Source organism: Planotetraspora kaengkrachanensis (assembly GCF_016862895.1).
In the GTDB taxonomy this organism is placed as follows: domain Bacteria; phylum Actinomycetota; class Actinomycetes; order Streptosporangiales; family Streptosporangiaceae; genus Planotetraspora; species Planotetraspora kaengkrachanensis.
Genome location: NZ_BONV01000019.1, coordinates 163,647 through 186,088, shown reverse-complemented (window position 1 = coordinate 186,088; position 22,442 = coordinate 163,647). Strand labels below are relative to the sequence as shown.

General features: G+C 65.8%; 17 protein-coding genes. 15 read left to right on the top strand and 2 right to left on the bottom strand.

Annotation, left to right across the window (positions count from 1 at the left end; genetic code table 11):
• Positions 1 to 4 precede the first annotated feature (4 nt).
• The gene (locus Pka01_RS22240; protein WP_203884759.1) at positions 5 to 904 is read right to left on the bottom strand and encodes a hypothetical protein; all 900 of its coding nucleotides are present in this window, start codon (positions 902 to 904) and stop codon (positions 5 to 7) included.
• Here Pka01_RS22240 and Pka01_RS22235 point away from each other — a divergent pair.
• Both Pka01_RS22235 and Pka01_RS22230 read left to right on the top strand, forming a co-directional pair.
• Positions 894 to 2,066 (top strand): hypothetical protein, encoded by a 1,173-nt coding sequence (locus tag Pka01_RS22235; protein ID WP_203884758.1) that lies wholly within the window; start codon positions 894 to 896, stop codon positions 2,064 to 2,066. The genes Pka01_RS22240 and Pka01_RS22235 overlap by 11 nt on opposite strands.
• Before the next feature lie 240 nt (positions 2,067 to 2,306).
• On the top strand, positions 2,307 to 2,816 hold the full coding sequence (locus tag Pka01_RS22230; protein ID WP_203884757.1) for a hypothetical protein: 510 nt from the start codon (positions 2,307 to 2,309) through the stop codon (positions 2,814 to 2,816).
• Between the two features lie 122 nt (positions 2,817 to 2,938).
• Here the strand turns inward: Pka01_RS22230 and Pka01_RS22225 are convergent, their stop codons facing one another.
• Positions 2,939 to 3,397 carry an NYN domain-containing protein gene (locus tag Pka01_RS22225; protein ID WP_203884756.1) on the bottom strand — a complete coding sequence of 153 codons (459 nt, stop codon included), beginning with the start codon at positions 3,395 to 3,397 and terminating at the stop codon, positions 2,939 to 2,941.
• 109 nt (positions 3,398 to 3,506) lie between these two features.
• Here Pka01_RS22225 and Pka01_RS22220 point away from each other — a divergent pair, with 109 nt between their 5' ends.
• From Pka01_RS22220 to Pka01_RS22160, 13 genes are all read left to right on the top strand, one after another.
• Positions 3,507 to 4,274 carry a hypothetical protein gene (locus tag Pka01_RS22220; protein WP_203884755.1) on the top strand — a complete coding sequence of 256 codons (768 nt, stop codon included), beginning with the start codon at positions 3,507 to 3,509 and terminating at the stop codon, positions 4,272 to 4,274.
• A complete protein-coding gene (locus Pka01_RS22215; RefSeq protein WP_203884754.1) occupies positions 4,271 to 5,362 on the top strand; it encodes a hypothetical protein in 1,092 nt (363 codons plus the stop codon). Before Pka01_RS22220 ends, Pka01_RS22215 begins: the two co-directional genes overlap by 4 nt.
• A gap of 5 nt (positions 5,363 to 5,367) precedes the next feature.
• Positions 5,368 to 6,819, top strand: coding sequence for a hypothetical protein (locus Pka01_RS22210; RefSeq protein WP_239115193.1), 1,452 nt, complete (start codon positions 5,368 to 5,370; stop codon positions 6,817 to 6,819).
• The gene (locus tag Pka01_RS22205) at positions 6,816 to 8,117 is read left to right on the top strand and encodes an AAA family ATPase (protein ID WP_203884752.1); all 1,302 of its coding nucleotides are present in this window, start codon (positions 6,816 to 6,818) and stop codon (positions 8,115 to 8,117) included. The genes Pka01_RS22210 and Pka01_RS22205 overlap by 4 nt, the downstream gene beginning before the upstream one ends.
• Before the next feature lie 160 nt (positions 8,118 to 8,277).
• Entirely contained in the window at positions 8,278 to 10,839 is a 2,562-nt protein-coding gene (locus Pka01_RS22200; RefSeq protein WP_203884751.1) for a Z1 domain-containing protein, read from the top strand.
• Complete coding sequence (locus Pka01_RS22195; RefSeq protein WP_203884750.1) at positions 10,836 to 11,822, top strand: PD-(D/E)XK motif protein; 987 nt, start codon at positions 10,836 to 10,838, stop codon at positions 11,820 to 11,822. The genes Pka01_RS22200 and Pka01_RS22195 overlap by 4 nt, the downstream gene beginning before the upstream one ends.
• On the top strand, positions 11,819 to 13,687 hold the full coding sequence (locus Pka01_RS22190) for a hypothetical protein (RefSeq protein ID WP_203884749.1): 1,869 nt from the start codon (positions 11,819 to 11,821) through the stop codon (positions 13,685 to 13,687). The genes Pka01_RS22195 and Pka01_RS22190 overlap by 4 nt, the downstream gene beginning before the upstream one ends.
• Before the next feature lie 52 nt (positions 13,688 to 13,739).
• Positions 13,740 to 14,564, top strand: coding sequence for a hypothetical protein (locus Pka01_RS22185; protein ID WP_203884748.1), 825 nt, complete (start codon positions 13,740 to 13,742; stop codon positions 14,562 to 14,564).
• A complete protein-coding gene (locus tag Pka01_RS22180; RefSeq protein ID WP_486357947.1) occupies positions 14,561 to 15,310 on the top strand; it encodes a DUF6339 family protein in 750 nt (249 codons plus the stop codon). The genes Pka01_RS22185 and Pka01_RS22180 overlap by 4 nt, the downstream gene beginning before the upstream one ends.
• Before the next feature lie 211 nt (positions 15,311 to 15,521).
• Positions 15,522 to 16,622: a DNA cytosine methyltransferase gene (locus tag Pka01_RS22175; protein WP_203884746.1), complete on the top strand. Its 1,101-nt coding sequence runs from the start codon at positions 15,522 to 15,524 to the stop codon at positions 16,620 to 16,622.
• Positions 16,623 to 16,675: 53 nt separating this feature from the next.
• Positions 16,676 to 17,128, top strand: a complete 453-nt coding sequence (locus tag Pka01_RS22170; RefSeq protein WP_275414492.1) for a very short patch repair endonuclease — start codon at positions 16,676 to 16,678, stop codon at positions 17,126 to 17,128.
• Between the two features lie 573 nt (positions 17,129 to 17,701).
• Positions 17,702 to 18,853: a sugar phosphate isomerase/epimerase family protein gene (locus Pka01_RS22165; RefSeq protein WP_203884745.1), complete on the top strand. Its 1,152-nt coding sequence runs from the start codon at positions 17,702 to 17,704 to the stop codon at positions 18,851 to 18,853.
• Between the two features lie 160 nt (positions 18,854 to 19,013).
• Positions 19,014 to 22,322 carry a PQQ-dependent sugar dehydrogenase gene (locus tag Pka01_RS22160; RefSeq protein ID WP_203884744.1) on the top strand — a complete coding sequence of 1,103 codons (3,309 nt, stop codon included), beginning with the start codon at positions 19,014 to 19,016 and terminating at the stop codon, positions 22,320 to 22,322.
• Positions 22,323 to 22,442: the final 120 nt, after the last annotated feature.

Below are 22,442 nucleotides of genomic sequence, written 5' to 3'. Positions count from 1 at the left end.
GTCCTCAGAGGTTGGCCCACCGGATTTCGATGATCACATCGTGCCTGACGCCGCCGTCCACCTCATGGTGTAATCCGAGGCTGACAATACGGTCATCATTGGGATGGAAAGGCTTCCACGGGTCTTCTCCCACGATTGGACCAAGAGAGTCAATGAGCGGCTTCCAGACATTTGCCCAGTTTCGGCCCGGACCGGTGATGACGGCGATATCCATCGCCAACGGACCGGGAGCGGCTCGGCCCACTCCCGCCTGCAACAGCCGGTCTCGAAGATTCTGCTTCCACTCCTTCCGGGAGTAGGAGCCGACCATCCGGGTCGCGAATCGAGGGGGACGCACGATACTGCTGGGCAGCGCGGGACCGACTGCGAACGAGGACGGCCCGTACACTTTTCGCCCGAACACGGCCGCCAGCCGCGTCGCACCCAGATGCTGCGCAATCGGGAACAAATAGTTGTCCAAGTCACGACCGCCCGTCGTGAGCGACGCGCCGTCGGCCGAACCTACGACCAGTTCCACCGCGAGTCGGCTGTTGGTGGTGGTCATCATGGGCCTGGCGATGGCGTCGACATGCGTCAGAAAACGAGCCAATCGGAGCTGGCTAGGATGCCCGATACGATCCCAACTGGCTAACTGGGGCTCTACCGCGAGCCGTACGGCGGCGGTCGGGCGGAGGTACATCTGCACCATGGGAATCAGCGTGATTACCTGACGCTCCACAGCGCAATAGCGATGCCCGCCCAACCATTGGCGCTGGAGTCCCTCCTGGGGCAAGTTGCCCTCCAGCATCTCCGAGAACTGTTGAGGGGACCTCGGAATATTGCGGTTAGGCCAACGTCGAGGTACGGGCTTGCCGCCCCCCGCATAATCCGGATAGTCGACACGCCACTCAAGCATGAGGATCATCGTGCTGCACTCACCTCCCACGCCCGCATTCGCCGATCTTCAGCGGAATCTCGACTATGCCAAGCGCCTGGTCGAGGGCGGCAAGTTACTCTCCGGCCTCGGGGTCGGTTCCTTCGATGTGGACGACCTCTATCGGGCGGCATGGGTGCAGGCAGTGGCGGCGATCGATCACTGGGTCCATGAGGAGATCTATCATCGGGCACCGGTCATCGCGCAGCAGTCGGAGACCGCCAAGCCTCGGAAATTCCTGGACATCCAGGTTTCGATGAAACTTTTCGAGGCGGTCCATCTCGGCACTACGTCACTGGAGGTGGCCTTCCGCAGCCATCTGAAAGAGGCACTCGGATGGAGGTCATACCAGAATCCGAACAAGATCCGAGAAGGCTTCGCCATGGTGAGCGATGTCCAGCTATGGCCGGAAGTAGCCAAGGTCCTTTCCTCTGATGACCCCGACGGGGAGAAGATCAGGCATGAACATGTGATCGATGAGATCTCAACAATCGTGAACCGCAGGAACAAAATCTCCCACGAGGCCGACCGCGATCCGGATCGTTCTGGCCAGAAGATTCCCATCGACGCCGACACGACTTACTCGGTCATCGAACGGCTGGAACAAGTGGCCAGGGCAATTCTGGTCGCGTTGGACGGTCCGGTCCAGGCGCTTCCTCCGAGTCCAGAAACAGAACAGATCGATCCAGAGTTGATCGAAGAAACGCCGGGGGATGCAGCTGAGCACGAAGCGCGATTTTTCGCACAGGTCGCGGACGCGAACGGCCGGCAGACGGCCACGGCGGTACGCACCCTGCTCGACTGGTGGAGGGAGCGCGGAGGTGACACCCAGTTCAGTCAAGCCGCCAGCCCATCTTGTGCGCTGACGATTCGACGCGGCAAGCAGTCACTGAACATGGTCCGCCTGTACACCACGACCGTGGAGGTGCCCTTCGGCACGCTCAAAAACAGACGCCCTTTCGACAACCCCGAGTTCAGAGAAGAGCTGCGTCAGCGCCTCAACGAGGCACCCGGCATCGACATTCCTGCGACCAGGCTGGAACTCTATCCGACATTCAAGATCGCAGAGCTGACGGAACCCGATGTCTACAACACCGTGGTCGAAAGCCTTATCTGGTTCAGCGATAGTGTGCACGATCCGGCCAACCGCTGACTGGCCACTGGACCTGAATTCAAAACGTCCGGAAACACGCCCTCAGTCATGATCGCCTCTGGCCGATCGCATCGACCGCAGTTAGCGTGAGTTTCCGTGATGGCCTCTTGGGCGGAGCGCATTGTAGAAGCCTTGCGCATATCCAGCCGACCTCTGGACGATGACACCCTTGCGTTTCGGTTGGGTGCGCCACAAAGGCAAACGATCAATCAGGTCTGTCGGCGACTTGAGGCCCGTGGCATGCTCGCGCGCAGAGTAGGCCCGGACGGCAAGATCGTTAATTCACTCGTCTCGACTGTTCCCACAACCGAAGTCGCCCCACCGACTCCTCTCCGTCCAGCAGGTCACGAGGCCGTCCGTCGTTCCGGCGATCTGCTGAGCGAAGACTCCGTCAAGGCGGCGGTGAAGGCCTATCTAGAAGGCGCCGGCTGGAGCGTCACCGTGGCGTGGGGGCGCAATCATGGGGTCGACATCGAAGCGCATCGTGGTCGTGAGCACCTTTACTTGGAAGCGAAAGGTGAAGCCGGCAATCCCGCGCAGCAGGCCAACTACTTCATCGGAGCCCTCGGCGAACTGGTCCAACGACTGCGGGACCCCACCGCCAAGTACGGACTCGCCCTGCCGGACAATCCGCAGTTCCGCCGCCTGGCAGAGCGACTCCCTCCACTCGCACACGAACGGCTGAACCTCGTCGTCATGTTCGTCGATCGGCAGGACAAGTCGACAATCACCTTGCTGCAGAAGGACTGATCGCGCCGAACCGGCCCAGCAACAATGTGGTCCGCATTACGCCACCCTTGCCACGGTCGCGGGTTCGGATTCGGCACGGCCGTACGCAGACTCGAGTCGCCGATCTCATCCCGCATCCACGCTCAGGCTGCCTCGTGCGTAGCGGGGTCGAGGTAGGCGAACTCGCGGGCCGCCGCGTACAGGCGCCAGCTGAGGCTCCTGGGGCGGGCGACGACGAAGACCTGGACGCCGTGATCGGCGAGCCACCGCGCCAGGTCGGCGAAGTAGCCGTCACCCGACCCGATGACGACGCGCTCGAACCGCAGATCCACCCGATCGGCGAGCGCGGTCTCCGATAACGCGCTGTCCGCGCCGTCGGGGCCGGAACGCGTGAGCAACTGCACGCCGCGGAAGGCCAGGCCGACTCCGACGAGCGCGTTGTGGTTGACCGCGACCATGAACTGGTCCATCGGGCCGATCAGCACCAGCCGGCGATAGGCGTCCATGACGTGCTCGACCTCTTCCGTACTGGGCTGGGGACAACCCGCCAGGTTCTCGATGTCCAGCAGATGGATCGCACGTCCCTGTCGCAGAGGTCGCATCGCTCACTCCCATCACCAGCGTTGTGCCATGAAACGGTAATACTGGAAATCCATGGAAGCAAGTGGAATTCATAGGTTTCCCGTGGGACCTCTGATACGCTGCGGGACCGTGGAACTAGACGCTCTGGAAAAACGGATCGCCGAGCTTCGTTCGGAGATACGGGCCACCAAAGCCGCCGGGGATCACGCGACCGTCCGGACGTTGCGTGCCGAGCTCCGCACCGCCGAGCGGGCCTGGGACGACGCGCTCGAGCCCGAGCCCGAGCCGGCCAAGGCCCCCCTCCTCCCCGTACGCGAGCAGGTCCATCAGGCGCTGACCCTGCTCGGCGTGCCGACGGCCACCAAGATGATCGTGACGGTCAACGAGGCCTTCTTCGCCGGCCACATCACCACCAGCCAGCTGACCAGCCTGCGCCGGGACGAGGAGAAGTCCTTCCGCGGCTCGCCGTACGCCCGGCCGTACTACCTGTGTGCGGCGCTGACCTCCGAGCTGTTGTCGCCGGCGCGTGGGCTGCTGGCCGTCAGCACCTGGCCGATGCAGAACCGCATCATCGGACCGCTCAGCCCTCGCGCGGACTTCCTGACCTCGGCCACCCGCATCGCCGAGCACATCATGCGGCTCACCGGCGCGGGCGAGGACGCCTCGCCGTCCGCCTACCGCCTGCTGACGCGGATGGCACAGAACATCCCGGGAGCCGTCGACGGCTTCGACCAGGCCGATCCCACCCAGGTGATCGCCGCCGCCGGCGCCGAACTCGCCGTACACGAGGAGAGCGACATCAGTCACCGCGGCGAGGCCGCCCAACGCGCGGAGCGGCAACTGAACGAGGTCACCCAGTTGTTCGGCGCCGGGCTGAAGACGGCGAGGACCGCGTGACCCGTCTCGACACGCTCCGCGGCCCCGCCGAGCCTCTCGACCACAACGCCCGCACCATCGCCGCGCTCGCCGTCAACCCCGGCTGCGACCGGCGCGCCCTGCTGGACGCCGCCGGGGTCGACAAGCAGAAGACGGCCGTCCACGTCGGCTTTCCTGCTCCTTTCGGGCAGTCCCCGTTCGCGATCACCCGGGCCAAGTCCTTCGACGCCCTCGTCAAGGCGAACGGCTGCGCTCACCTGCTGCGTCTGCTGCGCGACACGCTCGACCTGTCGATCTCCGAGGCGTCCTACGCCGACATCTCCGACGTCGGGGGAAACGACGACCACCACGTACGGCACACCCGCACGCGGGCGCTGCTCAAGCGAGCCGCCACCGACGGAGACGGAGCCGGCACCCTCTTCGACCACCCGCTGCTCAAGCTCACCGTCGCGGGCCACGAGGTCTACCTCGAGCCGGCCGTCATCGCCTTCCAGATCGAGGGCCGCTTCCACATCGTGGAGATCAAGTCCTTCGCCGTCATCGACGACCAGGCCGACGCCGGACAGGTGGCGGCGGCGGCCCGCCAGTCCGCGGTCTACGTGCACGCGCTGCGTGCGCTGTTCGCCGCCGAGGGGCTCGACCCCGAGCGGGTCTCCCACAACGTCGTGCTGGTCTGCCCCAAGGACTTCGCCAACCACCCCACCGCGACGCTGCTCGACGTCCGCCAGCAGTTGGCCGCACTCGAGCGGCAGCTGTCCCGGCTGCCCCGCATCGACCGCATCCTCGACGAACTGCCGCTCGGGATCACCTTCGACCTCGAGACGCAGTCGCCGGACGAGGTGAGCAAGGCGGTCGCCACCGTCGACGCGCGGTTCGCACCCGAATGCCTGGCGAGCTGTGAAATGTCCCTCTTCTGCCGTGCGGAAGCGCGCGACAACGGGTCGACGGACATGCTCGGGCGTGCAGCCAGAGACGAACTGGGTGGCATCGAGTCCGTCCCCGCCGTCCTCGGCCTCGCCGACGGGAGCCGGCTGCCGTCCACCGAACAGCTCGAAATCGCCGAACAGCTGCGCTACGTCCGGCGGATCTACACGGAGGCCGTCGCTTGAGCATCATGAGCTCCTACGCGCGGGCACTGGCCGTACAGACCGGGTGCGCTCAGCCCGTCGCGACCGTACGGCACGTGCATCTGTCCGCCGCACCGATGGTGTTCATCCCCCTGAAGCTCGCCGGAGAGGCCGCGGCGCCGCTGGGGGCGCTCGTCGGCACCGACCCGGCGAACCCGCGACTCCTGTTGGTCCCCCAACCGCGCAACCGTGACCTGCGCTTCGCCTTCATGGCCGAACTCGCAGAAGTGCTGCTGCCCTACATCGAGGGTTTCGCCGGGGTCACCGAGACCGTCGAGGCGAAGACTCCGTACGAACGGTGCGCCGACGCGCCGCAACTCCTGGTGCCCAACCGCGGCGGCGTCGCCTTCGCCAAACTGCTCGGCCGCTCGACCAGGTTCCGCCGTACCGACGGGCCCTACCCGGTTCACCCTTCCGTGCCGGTCCTCGGCCAGTGGCTGACCTTCCTCGCCGAGCGAGCCGAATACGCGGGATCGTCGTCGCTGGTCTCCATGACCGACGCGCTCGCCCTCCACTGGGCCACCGGGCAGAGCTCGATGGAGGACGCCAGCCTCGCCACGCAGCTCGCGTGGATCGCTCCACCTGACGGCAAGAACGGGCCCGAGGCCGCCCTGGCCGCGGAGGACCCGCTCACCTCACCGCCCGCCGGGCCCGAGACGCATCCCGACTTCGACGGCCAGGTGCTGGTGCACGCGATTCAGGCGTACGAGACGTCGGGGTCGCCGGCCCAGATCCGCGAGGCGCTGCGGAGCCAGCTGGAGCCGACCTGGACGCTCATGTGGCAGGGCGTCCGATTACTGCGCGGGCTTCCCGAAGCGGCGACGGTCGAGGCCCGCTGGGCGAGGGACCGTGACCAGTTCACCCGTGAGACCGCCCGCCTCGCCGACGGAGGCTTCCCACGGGGCCGCGTCGACGGCGCCGTCAGCGCGGCCATCCGCCTGGCCGACCTGGAATCCGCCCTGCAGGCCTATGAGGCGCAACGCGCCTTCGACGACCCCCTCGTCATGACCGAGCACCGGGTCGCCGGCAAGGCGTTCTCCGGCGAGGTCGTCGCGGTGGACGCCACCCGGCGGATCGTCCCCGCCGGCAAAACTCGTCCGGCGCCCCGGCCCCTCGTCACGATCCGCACGGGCGATCCCGTACGGCTCTCGCCGGGCAGGAGGCTCGTCTCCAGCCGCAACCGCAAGCAGAAGACCGAGATCGTCGACATCACCGGCGACCTCGTCGTCATCCAGGTCAACGACCAGATGGGCCGCGGCGCCACCCCGGCCCCCGGCAGCCTGCCCGTGGTCGGCGACGTCGTCTGCTACGCCGAACTCGACCCCGGCGGCGGGCAACGTCCGCGCCTGCCCGCCGGCGAGGACACCCCGTGGACACACGGCGGCCCGCCCGAGCCCTACATGCCCACCGACGAGGACGCCCAGGAGGCCTGGTCATGATCACGACGACTCCCGGGCAGGCGGCCGCGGAGGCGACCGAAGCCATCCTGGCCGACTTCATCGGCGGCCCGCACCGGGGAGTGATCGTGGACTCCCCGCCGGGAGCCGGCAAGACGACCCTGGTCGTCACCGCGGCCACGACCCTCGCCGACGCCAGTGAGCGGCTCATGATCGTGGCGCAGACCAACGAGCAGGTTGACGACCTCACAGACAAACTGGCGACCAAGGTCCCCACGTTGTCCATCGGCCGCCTGCACAGCGACGGATTCTCCGTGCCGCCCAGGGTGACGCGCCACCCGGGCGTCACCGCCTCCAACAAGATCGACCAGGTCGAGGCCTGCACGGTGGTGATCGCCACGGCCGACAAGTGGGCCTACGTGTCCGACCGCACCTGGACCTGGGCGATCGTCGACGAGGCCTACCAGATGCGCTCCGACAAGCTGCTGGCCATCGCCGCCCTGTTCGACCGCGCCCTGTTCGTCGGCGATCCCGGCCAGCTCGACCCGTTCTCCGTCGTCGACACCGAACGCTGGGCCGGCCTCGCCTGGGACCCGATGCAGAGCGCCGTCGCCGTCATCGGACGCCTCAACGACCTGCCCGTACACCGGCTGCCCGTCTCGTGGCGGCTCCCGGCGAGCGCCGCTCCCCTCGTGTCCGAGGCGTTCTATCCCTTCGCGTCGTTCCGGTCCGGTACGGCCGCCGGCGACCGTGAGCTTCAGCTCACCACCGCCGGCTTCCCGGTGCCGTGGGACCGCACGCTCAACGAGGCCGCCGCCACCGGGTGGGCACTGCATGAGCTTCCGAGCCGCCACACGATCCGCACCGACGCCGAGGCCGTACAGGCCTGCGCCGGCCTGGCCACCCGCCTCCTCCAGCGAGGAGCCGTCGCCCGCGACGAGAACGGCTCACACGACGTGGGTCCCGACCGCATCGCCATCGGCTGCGCCCACAACGACCAGGTCGCCGCGATCCGCGCCGCCGGCGTGCCGGCCGGTGTCACCGTCGACACCGCCAACCGGCTTCAGGGCCGCGAATACGACGTCACCATCGTCCTGCACCCGTTGTCGGGACGGCGCGACGCCACCGCGTTCCACCTCGAATCCGGCCGCCTGTGCGTGCTCACCTCACGCCACCGCCAGGCCTGCATCGTCGTCGCCCGCGCGGGGATCGCCGAGCTGCTCGACAACCATCCGTCCACGGGACGCGTCCAGCTCAACGTGCCCGTCAAGTTCCCCGACGGCTGGGAGGCCAACCACGCCGTCCTCGCCCACCTGTCCATCCACCGCGTTAGAGCATGACCGGAGCCGCCAGCATGACCATCGACCCCCACTGAATTCGACACAGGATAGTTCGCCACAAATCAACTACTCGATGTGCGCCCGTCACAGAAAGCTCGCTTGTGATGGCTTCTTTTCGACCGAATATCTCCCCTATGATGGGGAAAAAAGGTGGTGAACCTTGGGCCTTTACACCGTCTTCGCGGACTGGGCCAGGCGAAACGGCGTCGAGGCGGCTGTGGCCAGCTTTTCGTCGCTACCGAAAGAAACCGTCGACGAGTTTCGCCGTCAGTTCGAGGCCGACAAGGCGAAGGTACAGGCCGGTGGTCCGCCAATCATCACGGCCGGATCAGACGACTGGTACAGCGGACCAGGGGAGTCCGACCGTTATTGGCTGGCGCTGAAGGACCGATTCAAGGCCGAAGGATGGCCGGACGACCGGACTTCCTCCGTGGATCATTCCTCCAGCACCGTTGTCGCCCATACTCCACGGCCGGAACGTTCCAAGTGGGACGCGAAGGGACTCGTGGTCGGCTACGTACAGAGCGGAAAGACCACCAACTTCACCGCCGTCATCGCGAAGTTGGCGGACGTGCAGTACCGCCTTGTCATCGTGCTCTCCGGCATCCACAACGGACTTCGCCGTCAGACGCAGGTGCGCCTTGACCAGTATCTGAAGGACCTCAACCCCGACCGTTGGGTGACGCTGACGGAGGAGTCTCGCGACTTCGTGAAGCCGTCACACGACGCCTCGGCCGCACTAAGTCCAGAAAAGACGGTTCTGGCGGTCGTCAAGAAGAACGCCGCTGTACTCAGCAAGCTCATCAAGTGGCTGGACACGCCCAACGGGCGGAAAGCGCTCGAGGCCGCACCAGTCCTGATCATCGATGACGAGGCGGATCAGGCCTCGGTGGCCACGGGCCGAATCAACCCGCTCATCCGAAGACTCTTGAGCCTGATGCCGCGGTGCACGTACGTCGGCTACACCGCAACGCCTTTCGCCAACGTTTTCGTGGATCCCACGCAAGACGATCTGTATCCGAAGTCGTTCATTCTCAATTTGCCACGTCCCGACGGATACTTCGGCCCCGAAAAGATTTTCGGTCGTGATGCGGTCGAAGGGGAGCCCGCCGACGATCAGGGTCCGCCGGACGGTTATGACATGGTCCGCCTCGTTGCGGAGGAGGACGTCCCCCTCTTACGTCCTGGCAGCAAGGAACCCGCGGATGGGTTCACTCCCACCATGATCGACGAATTGGTGACGGCAGTCCGCTGGTTCTGGTTGGCCACGGCCGCTCGCCGGGCGCGCGGTGACAGCGGCCACAGCACGATGCTCATCCACACATCCGTCAAGATCGCCGTTCACGAGAGCTATCGGGCGCCCTTGGAGACGCTACGGCAACAGGCCAGGGAGGGACTCGCCTCCGGTCGTCCCGAGACCCTCGATGAGTGGCGAAACCTATGGGAGAAGGAGTCGTCACGGGTTCCGGCCGAGGACTTCGACCGGAAGCAGAACTCGTTCGACGACGTGCTGCCGCACCTGGACGACGTCCTCGCGGCCACGCGCATCATTCTCGACAACTACCGGAGTCAGGACCGACTCAACTACTCCGACCCCTCCGTGGTCGCCATCGCCGTGGGCGGTAACACCCTGTCCCGAGGGCTGACATTGGAAGGCCTTGTCGTCAGCTTCTTCGTCAGGGGTGCTACGGCGTACGACACCCTGCTCCAGATGGGACGCTGGTTCGGGTATCGGACCGGATTCGAGGATCTTCCGAGGATCTGGATGACGCCCAGCCTCTCTGCGGCGTTCCGGCATCTCGCCACCGTCGAACACGAGATGCGGGACGATATCGACCGTTATCAGCGGGAGAACCTGACGCCGACCCAGGTGGCGGTGAGGATCCGAACGCACCCGGCGCTCCGGATCACGGCCAAGATGGGCGCGGCCCAGCCGGCTTTCATCTCTTACGCCGGACGTCGATTGCAAACCCGGTACTTCAAGCACGAAGATACCGACTGGCTGGACGGCAACCGCCAGGCCGCGGAGAACCTGGTCCAGGAGGCGGTCCGGCACGGTCGGATCGAGGACGTGGGTGGGGCCCGGCTGATTCGCGACGTTCCGGTGTCGCTCGTGAAGACCTTCCTCTCGCGATACCAAGTGCACGAGGACTCCCCCGACCTGGATCCAACGCTCATGGTCAAGTACATCGACCAGCAACTCACGAGCGATCCCCCGAGCCTGGCGACCTGGTCCGTCGCCGTCGTCATCGGTGAGGGCGGAGATGCCAAGCTGGGCGGCCTGGACGTCAGGTACTCGATTCGGTCCCGGCTTAACCCGCACGACCTCAACGCCGAACGCGCCGACATCAAGACGCTGATGAGCAAGCAGGATCGCGCGCTTGATCTTGGTCTTACGGCCGCGGAAGCACGAGCACTGAGCGAGAGCGATCTCGTCGCACTGCGTAACAGCGATCCGATCCATCACGACCGGGGTCTGGTCGTCCTCTACCTGATCGAGCCGACGAGTGAGCCCGTCAACCCGAAGCAGGACACCGATACGGCGACTCCGCTGCGTGTAGCGCTCGGGGCGGTGGCGGCGGTGGTCGGCTTGGGAATCACCTTCCCCGGAGACGTTCGGACGAAGAGCGTTCAGGCCACCCATGTCGCGGTTGACCTGACGGATGTCGAGAGCGAGAACGTCGACGAGGCTCTCGACACCGACACCGAGGAGATGTCGTGACGGAGATCGAAGCGAGCATGCTGGAGCGAGCATGGGCTGTTCTGATGCCCCCGCGCGCAAGGGATCTCTCTTCCTTCCCGCTGGACGTCGTGTGCGGTGCAGAGCCGTGCCGCGTGGCGCTCGACGGCAAGGGCGCTCGCCATCTCCTTGTTCCTGCCATCGACGAGACAGTGTCCGTCGACCCCAAACCGGCGGTGCTCGAGATGGCGATTCGTAAGCTGCACTTCGGAGGCCCGGCGCTCGCGTACGTCGATGTATCGTGCGCAGAGTCGGACCTCTTTTCGGAGTTCGACGAGATCGTGACCGATGTGCTGGAGGCCGTGTCCGATGCCCAGCGACCGGCATCGGCGGCGATCGATGCGGTCATGCGATGGAGGCGGCTCTTTCGAAGCAGTCTGCTTCGCGGTCTGTCGCGTCAAGCGAAGTTGGGCCTGTTCGCCGAGCTCACGGTCCTCTCATCTCTTGTCGAAGCGGATCCCGCGTTCCCTGTGGATGCGTGGCGGGGACCGCTCAACGAACCGCACGACTTCGAGGCGACCACCCGGTGTCTTGAGGTGAAGGGGCTCAGCGCTGTGAGCGACAGCATCGTGATCCATGGGTTGGAGCAACTCAACACCCACGACGAACGCCCACTGGACCTCGTCCTCTTAAGCGTGGTGGAAGACCCTGACGGCCGAACAGTAAGCGACCTTGTAGATCAACTCCGCGGTGCGGTCGCATCGCGCGCGGACCTTCGCACGCGATTATCGGCTGCAGGTTGGTCGAACCAACCTGATCGCCCTGACCTCGACACTTTTTCGATCGATGAGGTACTCCGACTTGTGGTCGGGTTCAACACACCCCGCGTCGTACCGTCGTCCCTCGTCGCGGGTTCACTCCCGCTGGGCATCGGAAACCTCAGTTATCAGGTCGACCTGGCTTCGTTGCTTCCATTCAGCGCCGGGGCATCGCTGGCTGAAATCGCCGAGGAGGCCGTTCGTTGAGTGTTCGCTGGTGGTCACAGCCGTTCGCACCGGAAGGATCGGCTGCGGCTGAGGGCATCGTCAAGCAGTTGGGTCGGCCGGCGCTGGATCCGTTGACCGTCCTGGTACGCGAGGCGGCGCAGAACAGTTGGGATGCACACCTGCCCGATGGTGTGGTGGAGTTCCGTGTCGATGTTCGCGTGCTCGGCGACGACGTTCATGCCTGGCGCGAATTGCTGCTGCCCGGACCACAGAGCGGGTCGAACGTCGACCTCGACAAGGCTCTACGACCCGAATCAGTTGTGCTGGTGATCTCTGACCGGAATACCAGAGGGCTGGGCGGTCCGCTTCGCGCAGGTGAACGATCCCATGGGGAGACGCCGGATTTCGTCCAGTTCATCCGTAATGTTGGTGAGCCGAGCGATCACGAGTTCGGCGGCGGCACCTATGGATTCGGGAAGGGAATCTTCTATCGGCTCAGTCAGGTGGGCGCGATCCTCGTGGATACCCACACGGCCGCAGGGGGCGCCTCTGGTCGTCGATTGATGGGTGCCGCGCTTGGACACAGTTGGCATCTCGACGATCGCCTTTTCACCGGTCGCCACTGGTGGGGCCTCGTAGCAAAGGACGACGTGCCCGACCCAGTGCTCGCCGAACAGGCGGACGCGGTTTCGAAGAGATTGAAATTGCCGGGCTTCGCAGATGGCCGCACCGGCACGGACATCGTGGTTCTCGCCGCCGATCTGGGGCCTAACGGATCCGAGACGAATGCACGTGAGCGTACGCCCCAGGAGGCCGCGACCTTCATCTCGTCTTCAATCCTGTGGAACCTGTGGTCGAAGATGGTCCCGGATCAGCACGGACATCGGATGCACTTCGTTGTGGGTGTCGATGGCGCGGGGGTTCCCGTTCCCGAACCTGACAGCTTCGACGAGTTGGCGCCCTTCGCCGAAGCTCTACGTGAGGTTCGGGCGGGTAAGGGTGCCGCTTACTCACGGACTGTCCCTCCAAAGCATGCCGGTTCCTTCGCGATGGCTCTGGGAGCCGCCGGCGGTGAAAGTACGCGTCTGGTGATCGCGGCGGCGAGGCCGTTCGAAGGACCTTCGCACCATGTCGCCCGTATGCGCGTCGCTGAACTCGTGGTGGACTACCTTCCCGGGCCGCTGCATCCGGACCCACGCCTGGCCTACGGTGGCGTGTTCAAGGCGTCAGAGGACGCCGATGCGTTGTTCGCGTCCGCCGAGCCACCGACGCACGACGACTGGGTGTCCAAGGGACTCAGCGGAGCCGCGCGAGGGGTCGTCGTGGGAGCACGGACCTTCGTGCAGAAGCAGTTGGACGAGCGCCTCGGCATTGGACCCCAGGCTGGCGGCCCAGGTGGCCAAGGCCTGGGGCAATTATCGGCACTGCTCGCCGGCCTCGTCCCCGCTCGGTTGAGCGGCGAGCACAAGACCGGTGATACAGGCCACGATGCCGGTGGTTTCGGAGGTGGGCTCGGCAGCAACGGCGGTAACGGCTCGAACGGCGGTACGACGCTGCGACGAGGGGGGAAGCCCCGGTTGATCGGAACACCGATGTTGCGGGTCCACCAACAGCAACCGTACTTGGTCGCCGTCGTCAAGGTCCCTGCGGCGGACGTCGCGCGAGTCCTGTCCGCGGACGTCGAAGTCGTCCTGGAAGGGGGTGGCCGCGAGAGTGAGCCCCCGTTGGGTGCCTCCGTGCCCCGGATCATGCAATGGCAGTCGTTTTCTGGAGATGTCGTCGTGCAAGATAAGACCATCCGGATATCCCCAGGAGAGGAATCGGACTGGTACGTCTTCGCCACACACGTGCCGGACGCCGTAGTTCGTTTCCGCGTGAGCCAGGTGACGTCCGATGCCGGCTGACGTCCGACCGTACCTAGTGCCTAGTCCGGGGACGGTCGCGTGGGAACCATGGATGTTGCTGGACGCGACAGAGTGGAGTCCGTTGCCGGACGCGGTCGACGGTTGGGATCCTGGGACGGACCTGAGAACCGCACGACGAGTCCAGATCGACGTCGACCGCTTCGTACAAGAGACGGGACTCCACCTCGGCGACGTCGCCCTGATCATCTCCTGGACCAGTTCGACGACTGGTATGACGGAAGCCGCGCCTCCGGTGAGGTTCGATCCTTTGGGCGCGGCAGTCCTCGACACCGTTCTCGTCGGCGAACGCCTGTCCGGAATCCTGACGCTTCGTAGCACCATCAGCCTGGTTCACCCCCCGACGGGGCGAGGAGTCGGCGTGGCCGCAATCCCCGGTTCGGTTCTTGCAGAACATGTTCAGCGAGTGGTGCTGGAGAGCATGTCCTCCATGTTCCCGGTCCATGAGATCGACTTCACGCACACGCGGCTCTCGCCCACTGCCAGTTGGCATCTGGAAACGAGCACAGACCTGATCGCGCCCTTCTACGGAACGTTCCGCGTACTCATCAATAAGCGCGACCGTGAACTGACCGCGGCTGTCGCCCGAGGCGGCAAGGACAAGCGACAACAGGCCCTGCTCGACGAACTGCAGTCGGGAGTCGCCGCGCTGCTACTGGAACTCGCCCTGCATCTCCGTACAGATCTGTCCGAGCGCGAGGAATGGCCGCCGGACAGCGTCGGCGACGTCCTGGCAAGAACGCTCGCAGCGTCGCCATTGTCCGTCGTCACCCCACCGTCGCCGGGCGACCTGGCGGATTTCAGGACTCAGGTCTCGGGTGCTATCAGAAACCTCGGTAGGGGGCGGATGTTCCTGTGAGTGAACTATGGCCGCATCTTCCGGCAGTCGTGAGTGCTGCAGTGTTCGCCGAGTTCGCCTCCGGGCGACCTCCAGTCCCACAGGAGAACCACCCGGACCAAACCTGGGCTCCCGTTGGGGGCCGCGTGTCGGAAAAGCGTGTACGTGAAATGATCGACACGATCTCCACTTTGGCCAAAAAGTATGGCTTTCCGGAACCTGCGGGCCCCGAGGCGCGAATCGCCTTCGACCGAGATGCGGCCAGCGCGATCCGTCTCCACATGGATCTGTCATGGGCGGAAGCCGGTAACCGGAATCTCTGGTCCTTCCTCTCCCTCGTGGCCCTGCCTCACGTGACCAAGTGGCGCTTCGGGCTGGACAACAGGGAACGATGGATCGCAACCGACCTCACCCGACACACGTGGGCCCGGCTATGGTGGCAGGCTGTAGTGTTCGCCGGACACGAACATGTCTTGGCCGCACTTAGCGAGAGTGATCTCAACCAACTTCTGGAACGGCGCAGCATCGGCGGCGACCCCCGTCTCGTACGGGAGATCGCCCGAGCAGTCACCGAAGTCCCCGCACAGGTTCCCCGGCGAGCAGTGATTCGCGATGTCACGTTCCGATTGAGACGGTACTTGGCATTCCTGGACGCGCGAGCCCTCTCCGACCAGCAAGTTCGAGAGCTGTGTTCTGCGCTGACGAACGAGACGGTCATGCGTCTGAGGACTGGCGTACCGGGGTCACTAGAAGGAGCCCCGACCTGACCCGGCGCATTTCAGTGAGCCAGACCCGAGGCCGGCTCGACCGACACCGCTTGCCCGACCGACCGGACGTGAAGTTCGTCGTGGCCCGCAAGTCCGCCACACCGGATAGCATCGGAACCCGTTTTCGCACATCTGGTTCGATCTTGTCGGCGACACCTCGTAGTATGCGAACACCGGTTCGGAGTAGCGTGGAAGGCGGTGCAAGAGGCCGATGTCCGATCCTTCCGTGCCGTCGAACACGCACCTGTTCCGAGTGATCGACCTCTTCGCAGGGTGCGGCGGACTTTCGGCAGGGTTCCGGGCAACGGGTCTCTACACCCCCATTGCCGCCGTCGAGCAGAATCTCTTCGCCGCAGCCACTTATGCGGCGAATTTCGGCGAGGACCATGTCCATCAAGGAGACATCGCGGACTGGGTGAAGGGAGACCTGCCGGCGGCTGATGTCGTCGTTGGTGGCCCGCCCTGCCAAGGCTTCTCCAACCTGGGCGCGAAACGTGAAGACGATGAGCGCAATGAGCTATGGGAGCGCTACGTCGACACTCTGGTCAAGGTCAAGCCCAAGGCCTTCCTGTTGGAGAACGTGGACAGGTTCCTCAAGACGCACCAGTTCCAACAACTGCAAGCCGAGGTCAGGACCGGCAGACTGCAGGACTACCAGATCGACTTCGACGTGTTGAAGGCCACCGACTTCGGAGCCGCCCAGCTACGCCGGCGAGCGATCGTCATTGGTACCCGTAAGGATCTTGCACAGATCGAGATGCCTGCCAGGCAAGTGGCACCCACAGGGTGGAAGACGATAAAGGACGTGCTCGGAGATCTCGATCCCAAGATCCCACAGGAACTCGTCGACCTACCCACAGGCAGGGAGTTCAAGGCCTTCGACAAGGTAGTGCCAGGGACTTATACCGCGGCGGAACTGCACATTACGCGGAACTACACCGAGCTCTCAGAGAAGCGCTTCGCAGCCATCCCTGCTGGCGGTAACCGTTTCCATCTGCCTGAGGATCTCAAGGCGCCTTGCTGGAAGAAGCACACCACAGGATCCGGGGACGTCATGGGGCGACTCGTCTGGGAAAAGCCATCCGTGACGATCCGAACCGAGTTCTTCAAACCAGAAAAAGGCCGCTACCTGCACCCTGACCAACCTCGCGCGCTATCACACCACGAGGCAGCACGCATTCAGGGATTCCCGGACGACTTCAAGTGGTGCGGTCCGAAGTTGGAGATCGCTCGACAGATCGGCAATGCCGTACCCATCCCCCTCGCGGAAGCACTGGCCAAGCACATCGCCGAGCATCTCCGCTCGTCCTGACGATCTAAGGTGCTCTCGCGCGAACACTGCCAGGCTTCCCTAACGTAGGCACTGTGAACGTTCCGAGACCCACCCAGGCATCCAGCCCTGGCGTGCGCAAGAGCATGCAGTCCAACAAAGGTCGAGACACACGGCCGGAGTTGGCGCTGCGCAAGGCCGCTCACGCACTCGGACTCCGATATCGCGTCTCAGCACGGCCTGTGCCGAGCGTGCGCCGGACGGCCGACATGGTGTTCCCCAAGGCGAAGATCGCCGTGTTCCTTGATGGCTGCTTCTGGCACGGATGCCCGGAGCACCACACCAAGTCGGCCACCAACGCCGAATATTGGGCCGAAAAGGTCAGGCGGAACCGCGAGCGCGACGCCGAGACCGACGGCCTGTTGACCGCGGAAGGTTGGCTTGCTATCCGCATCTGGGAGCACGAGCCCCCCCTTCAGGCCGCTCAAATGATCGCCTCGATCGTCGCGTCGCGCAGGATCCGACCCGGCCCAAAACTGACTCGGTGAGTCCCCACCGATGGACCGGACAGTGCCCGAGAAACAGGAGTCGGCCCAGGGAGCCGCTCCAGTACAGCGCTCGAGCGCGCAGCGCACAAAGATCATCACAGGCACCTCCCTGACCTCGGAGACCGAGTTCGCTCGATCACCCTGGCGTCCCGGCGGGACACAGTTCATCCGCTTGCCCCCGAGAGCGACTCCGGCCGCAGGGCAAATCGCGGCCACCTGACCCGGTGTGGAGACCGCGGCCTCGACATACAGATCATGCACGGCCGGCCCTCACGGACTCAGTCCGTCTCCAGGCCGCTCCAGTACTCAGCCTGACACTTTGTCCTCAATCAAGACAAAGTTAGAGCAACCTGAACGAAAGCTATTCCAATCCTGAAAAAAGCGACGTAACTTCCTTGTCAAGATCTCCGCAAAGGACCGATGGGAGCTGCGTGAGCCCGACGACGACGTCTGTGGTGACCGTCCGGGCGGCGACCACTCCGCGAGCCCGGTCCGACGCAGGAAGGGAGTCATAGCGGCTCAGGCATCGGGGGAACAAGCACGCGATTCCGACCTTTTGGAGTCAGGAAAGACATGACTGCGCACGAAGAAGAGATCCAGTCCGCCGGAGCGCTGCGCCGCGGGTTAGGCCTCAACCGACGTCAGTTCCTCGCAGCCACCACGGGACTCACCGCGGCGGCGACCGTCGCGGGCATGGGCCCGCTCTCGTCCGCCGCGGAGGCCGCCGCCAAGGGCCGCGGCGGCACGCTCGTGCCGCCGAGCAAGCGCGGCATCATCCTCTACACCGTCCGCGACGCGATCTCCCGCGACCCCCGGTCGACCACCTTGCCCTCCGGCTTCCGCGCCGTCTTCGAGGAGCTGTCCCGGATCGGCTTCAGTCAGGTGGAGTTCGCCGGGTACGGCCAGCACGCGAACAGCGAGGGCGGCGCCAACCTGGAGACCGTCGAGGGCGCCCGGCTCCTTCGCGGGTGGCTCGACGACAACGGTCTCGAGGCCGAGGGCAACCACGGCTTCATCCCCGGTTCGTGGCCTCTCAGCGCGGCCGACCTCGACCGGTTCAAGCTGCACCTGGAGATCGCCAACATCCTGGGCTTCGGGCACGTGGGCACCGGCAACGACCCGACCGGCAGCGCCTACAAGGCCGACTGGGACGTGGCCGCCGACAAGTGGAACTCCCTCGGCGAGATCGCTTCAGAGGCCGGGCTCAAGCTGTACACGCACAACCACGACGTCGCCTACAGCTTCCTCCTCGACAGCGGGCCTCTGGACGCCCAGGGCCGGCCCACCCGCTCCTCCGGCATCCGCCGTCTCGAGTACTTCCTGCAGATCACCAACCCCGAGCACGTCTGGCTGGAGATGGACATCTTCTGGGCGCATGTGGCCCAGTTCAAGTACCGCAACTACACCGCGCCGGACGGCTCGGCGCAGACCAACGTCTTCAACCCGCTCGGCGTCGTGCAGAAGCAGACCAAGCGGTTCCCCCTGTTCCACGCCAAGGACGGCAGGTCCAACCCGGCGACAGGCAACGGGTACGACATGGTGCCGTTCGGCACCGGCGACATCGACTACGCCACGTTCTTCTCGCAGATGGGCGCGAAGGGCTACCACAACCCGATGTACGAGCAGGACAACGCGCCCGGAGGCACGGCCAACCCGAACCAGTCGCTCGAGTTCTCCGAAGTGAGCTACGACAACATGGCCGCGCTGCGCGCCCCCAAGCACTGACCGGAGAAACGCCTGAAGATCGGCACCCGAGCGGCTGAGTAAGCCCCGAACATTCCGGCGGACCGCCACGTTCTCGAACCGTTGCACCGGTACGCGTGGCGGTCCGCCTCTCCTGTCACCCCTCGCGGAACAAGAGGTGCAGCAAGTGCAGCGTACTCGCATGACGGCCGCCGTCCTTCTGACGGCCTTGGCGCTCCCCCTCGCTCTGCCCGGAGCCACCCCCGCCTTCGCCCATCCGGGACACGACCCCGCCACCGAGTGGACCGACTACGAGAAGATCACGTTGACCAAGAACGTCGGGGAGCCGATCGACCTCGCCGTGCTTCCCGACGAACGGGTTCTCCACACCGCGCGCAACGGCGACATCCGGCTGACCGATCCGGCGACCGGCATCACCAAGATCATCAATACCGTCCCCGTGTACAACAACTCGGAGGACGGCCTCCAGACGATCGCGATCGACCCCGACTTCGCCGAGAACAAGTGGGTCTACGTCTACTACGCGCCGAAGACGATGTCGGCGCCGTACCCGGAGACGACGCCGACGGGGTCGGCGCCCAACTCGGTGCCCGCCGGCGCGGACGAGTCGTACTGGAACCAGTGGAAGGGCTACAACCAGCTGTCCCGGTTCAAGTGGACGGGCGACGCGCTCGACCTGTCCACCGAGCAGGTCGTCATCAAGGTGGAGACGCAGCGCGGCCAGTGCTGCCACGTCGCCGGCGACATGGACTGGGACGCCGACGGCAACCTCTACCTCGCGACCGGCGACAACACCCCCGCCAGCACGCCCGGCGCCAACGGCTTCGCACCCAACAACGACGCCCCCGGGATGAACCCCGGGTTCGACTCGCGCCGCGGCTCGGGCAACAGCAACGACCTGAGGGGCAAGATCCTCCGGATCCACGTCGAGGAGGACGGCTCCTACACGATTCCCGAGGGCAACCTGTTCGCCCCGGGAACGGCCAGGACCCGTCCGGAGATCTTCGTGACGGGAGTGCGGAACCCGTTCCGCATGGACGTCGACCCGGCGACCGGGACGGTCTCGTGGGCGGACTACGGCCCCGACGCCGGTGCGCCCGACCCCAACCGCGGCCCGCTCGGATACGTGGAGTGGAACGTCACCCCCATCGGCACGCCGATGAACAGCGGCTGGCCGTACTGCACGGGCGACGACTTCAACTACAACAACTGGAACTTCCAGACCGCGACGCCGCGCGAGTGGTTCGACTGCGCGGGCGGTCCGGTCAACACGTCACGGTGGAACACCGGGCTGGACAAACTGCCCGCCGCGACGCCGGCTGACCTCTACTACGGCGACAACAACACCCACCAGCCCGCGGCCTGGGCGGGGCTGACCGACTTCGACCCGCAGGGCGGCCAGGGGCCGATGGGCGGCCCCGTCTACCACTACGACGCGTCCAACCCGTCGCCGACGAAGTTCCCCGAGTACTGGGACAAGAAGGCGTTCTTCGCCGAGTTCTCCCAGGACTACCTGGCGGCGTTCACGGTCTCGGGAGCGGACGGGCCGGTCACCGCGATCGAGCAGTTCCTGCCCAACAGCGCGCTCACCTCGATGGCGATGCCCATCACCGACAGCCCGATGGACATCGAGTTCGGCCCCGACGGCTCGTTGTACGTCCTCGACTACGGCGACGGCTTCTTCCGCGCCAACCCCGACGCGGGCCTCTACCGCATCGACTACACGCCGGGGAACAAGACCCCTCAGGCGAAGATCACGGCTGACCGCAGGTCGAGCAGCGACGCGCCGCTCACCGTCGCGTTCAGCGCGGAGTCGTCGACGGACGCCGAGCCGGGGACGTTGACGTACGAGTGGGACTTCGACGGGAACGGAACCTTCGACGCGACGGGCGTGACGGCCTCCCACACCTACGCCGAGTTGGGCCAGTACGTCGCCCGGCTGCGCGTGACCGACGCCCAGGGCAAGTTCGGGCTCACCACGACGGAGATCACCGTGGGCAACACCGCCCCCGAGGTGACCATCCAGACTCCAGGAAACGGCGGTTTCATCGACTGGGGAGACGTGGTGCCGTTCCGGATCGCGGTTTCCGACGCGGAGGACGGCGACACCCCGGTCTGCAGCCGGGTGCAGTGGACCTTCGGACTCGGCCACGACGTCCACGCCCACCCGCTGACGACCGGAACCGGGTGCAGCGGGGGGTGGGCGACGCCCGCCGACGCCCCCCAGCACGGTGAGACCGAGAACATCTTCGGCGTCGTCGTCGTGAGCTACCGGGACAACGGCCACGCCGGCATCCCGGGTGCGCTCGGCGACGCGACGCTCATCCTCAACCCGAAGCAGTTGCAGGCCGAGCACGCGGACGCGAGCAGCGGGGTCACCGAGGTCGAGGACGAGACCGCGTCCGCCCTGGCCAAGATCACCTCGTTCGACCCCGGTGACTGGATCGCCTACGACCCGGTGAACTTCGCGGGCATCACCGGCGTGACGACCCGGGCCTCCGGCGCAGGCACGTTGTCCCTGCGGTGGAACTCGCCGTCCGCCGAGCCGTTCGCCACCGTCACGGTGCCCGCCGGGGACGGCTGGCAGACGGTTGACACCGCGCTCGCGGGCGCTCCGACCGGCAGCGGCAGGCTCTACGTCACCTCGACAGGCGGCGTGGACCTCGACGAGTTCGTCTTCCAGGGGGACGGCACCGCGGACACGACGCCGCCGGCCGTGACGGCGACACCGAACCCGGCCCAGCCGAACGGCGCAAACGGCTGGTACACCGGCGACGTCACGCTGACCGTCTCCGCGACCGACAACGTGGCGGTGGCGAGCCGGCAGTACTCCCTCAACAACGGCGCCACCTGGTCGAACGCCAGCAACCCGGTGACGCTGAGCGCCGAGGGCGTGCACGAGGTGCGGTACCGGGCGACCGACACGGGCGGCAACGTCTCGCCGGTCGGATCGCTCACGGTCCGGATCGACAAGACCGCGCCCACCCTGGACGTCAGCGGCGTGGAGGCCAAGGCGTACGGAGACTCCGCCTCCGTCACGCCGGTCTTCTCGGCGGCGGACGCCACGTCGGGCGTGGACACGGTGACCGCGACGATCGACGGCGGGCAGGTCGTCACGGGACGGCCGGTCGCCCTGTGGCGGCTGACGCTCGGCGAGCACAGCCTGTCCGTCACGACGAAGGACAAGGCGGGCCGGACGACGACGAAGACCGTCGCCTTCCAGGTCACGACCTCCTTCGCGGACGTGCGCACGCTCCTCGGCGACTTCAGGGAGGCGGGGTCGGTGACGATCCTGGGCTCGATCGTCCTGCGCGCCCAGCTCGACCAGGCCGACAAGGACGCGCGCAAGGGCAAGACGAAGAACGCCGTGAAGGCGCTGGAGCGGTTCGCCGACTCCGTCCGCATTCCGTTCCACGTGACCGACAGGGCGGTGCGTGACGCGCTCGTCCGCGACGCGCAGGCGCTGATCGCCCAGGTCCGCGCCATGTGAAGCCGGTGACACGCGAGGGGCGTCCAGGTCCGGAGACGGGCCTGGGCGCCCTTCGTCGTCACGCCCCGGCCCGGCAGGCGTCGCGCCGGCGGCGGCGCCTGCCGTATGGCGCCGGATCCC

What these genes read in the sequence shown, in the direction of transcription:
- Pka01_RS22235 (WP_203884758.1), top strand. Translation starts at nt 894, where the DNA reads ATGAGGATCATCGTGCTGCACTCACCTCCCACGCCCGCATTCGCCGAT.
- Pka01_RS22240 (WP_203884759.1), bottom strand. Translation starts at nt 904, where the DNA reads ATGATCCTCATGCTTGAGTGGCGTGTCGACTATCCGGATTATGCGGGG.
- Pka01_RS22230 (WP_203884757.1), top strand. Translation starts at nt 2,307, where the DNA reads ATGCTCGCGCGCAGAGTAGGCCCGGACGGCAAGATCGTTAATTCACTC.
- Pka01_RS22225 (WP_203884756.1), bottom strand. Translation starts at nt 3,397, where the DNA reads ATGCGACCTCTGCGACAGGGACGTGCGATCCATCTGCTGGACATCGAG.
- Pka01_RS22210 (WP_239115193.1), top strand. Translation starts at nt 5,368, where the DNA reads ATGAGCTCCTACGCGCGGGCACTGGCCGTACAGACCGGGTGCGCTCAG.
- Pka01_RS22205 (WP_203884752.1), top strand. Translation starts at nt 6,816, where the DNA reads ATGATCACGACGACTCCCGGGCAGGCGGCCGCGGAGGCGACCGAAGCC.
- Pka01_RS22185 (WP_203884748.1), top strand. Translation starts at nt 13,740, where the DNA reads ATGTTGCTGGACGCGACAGAGTGGAGTCCGTTGCCGGACGCGGTCGAC.
- Pka01_RS22175 (WP_203884746.1), top strand. Translation starts at nt 15,522, where the DNA reads ATGTCCGATCCTTCCGTGCCGTCGAACACGCACCTGTTCCGAGTGATC.
- Pka01_RS22165 (WP_203884745.1), top strand. Translation starts at nt 17,702, where the DNA reads ATGACTGCGCACGAAGAAGAGATCCAGTCCGCCGGAGCGCTGCGCCGC.
- Pka01_RS22160 (WP_203884744.1), top strand. Translation starts at nt 19,014, where the DNA reads ATGACGGCCGCCGTCCTTCTGACGGCCTTGGCGCTCCCCCTCGCTCTG.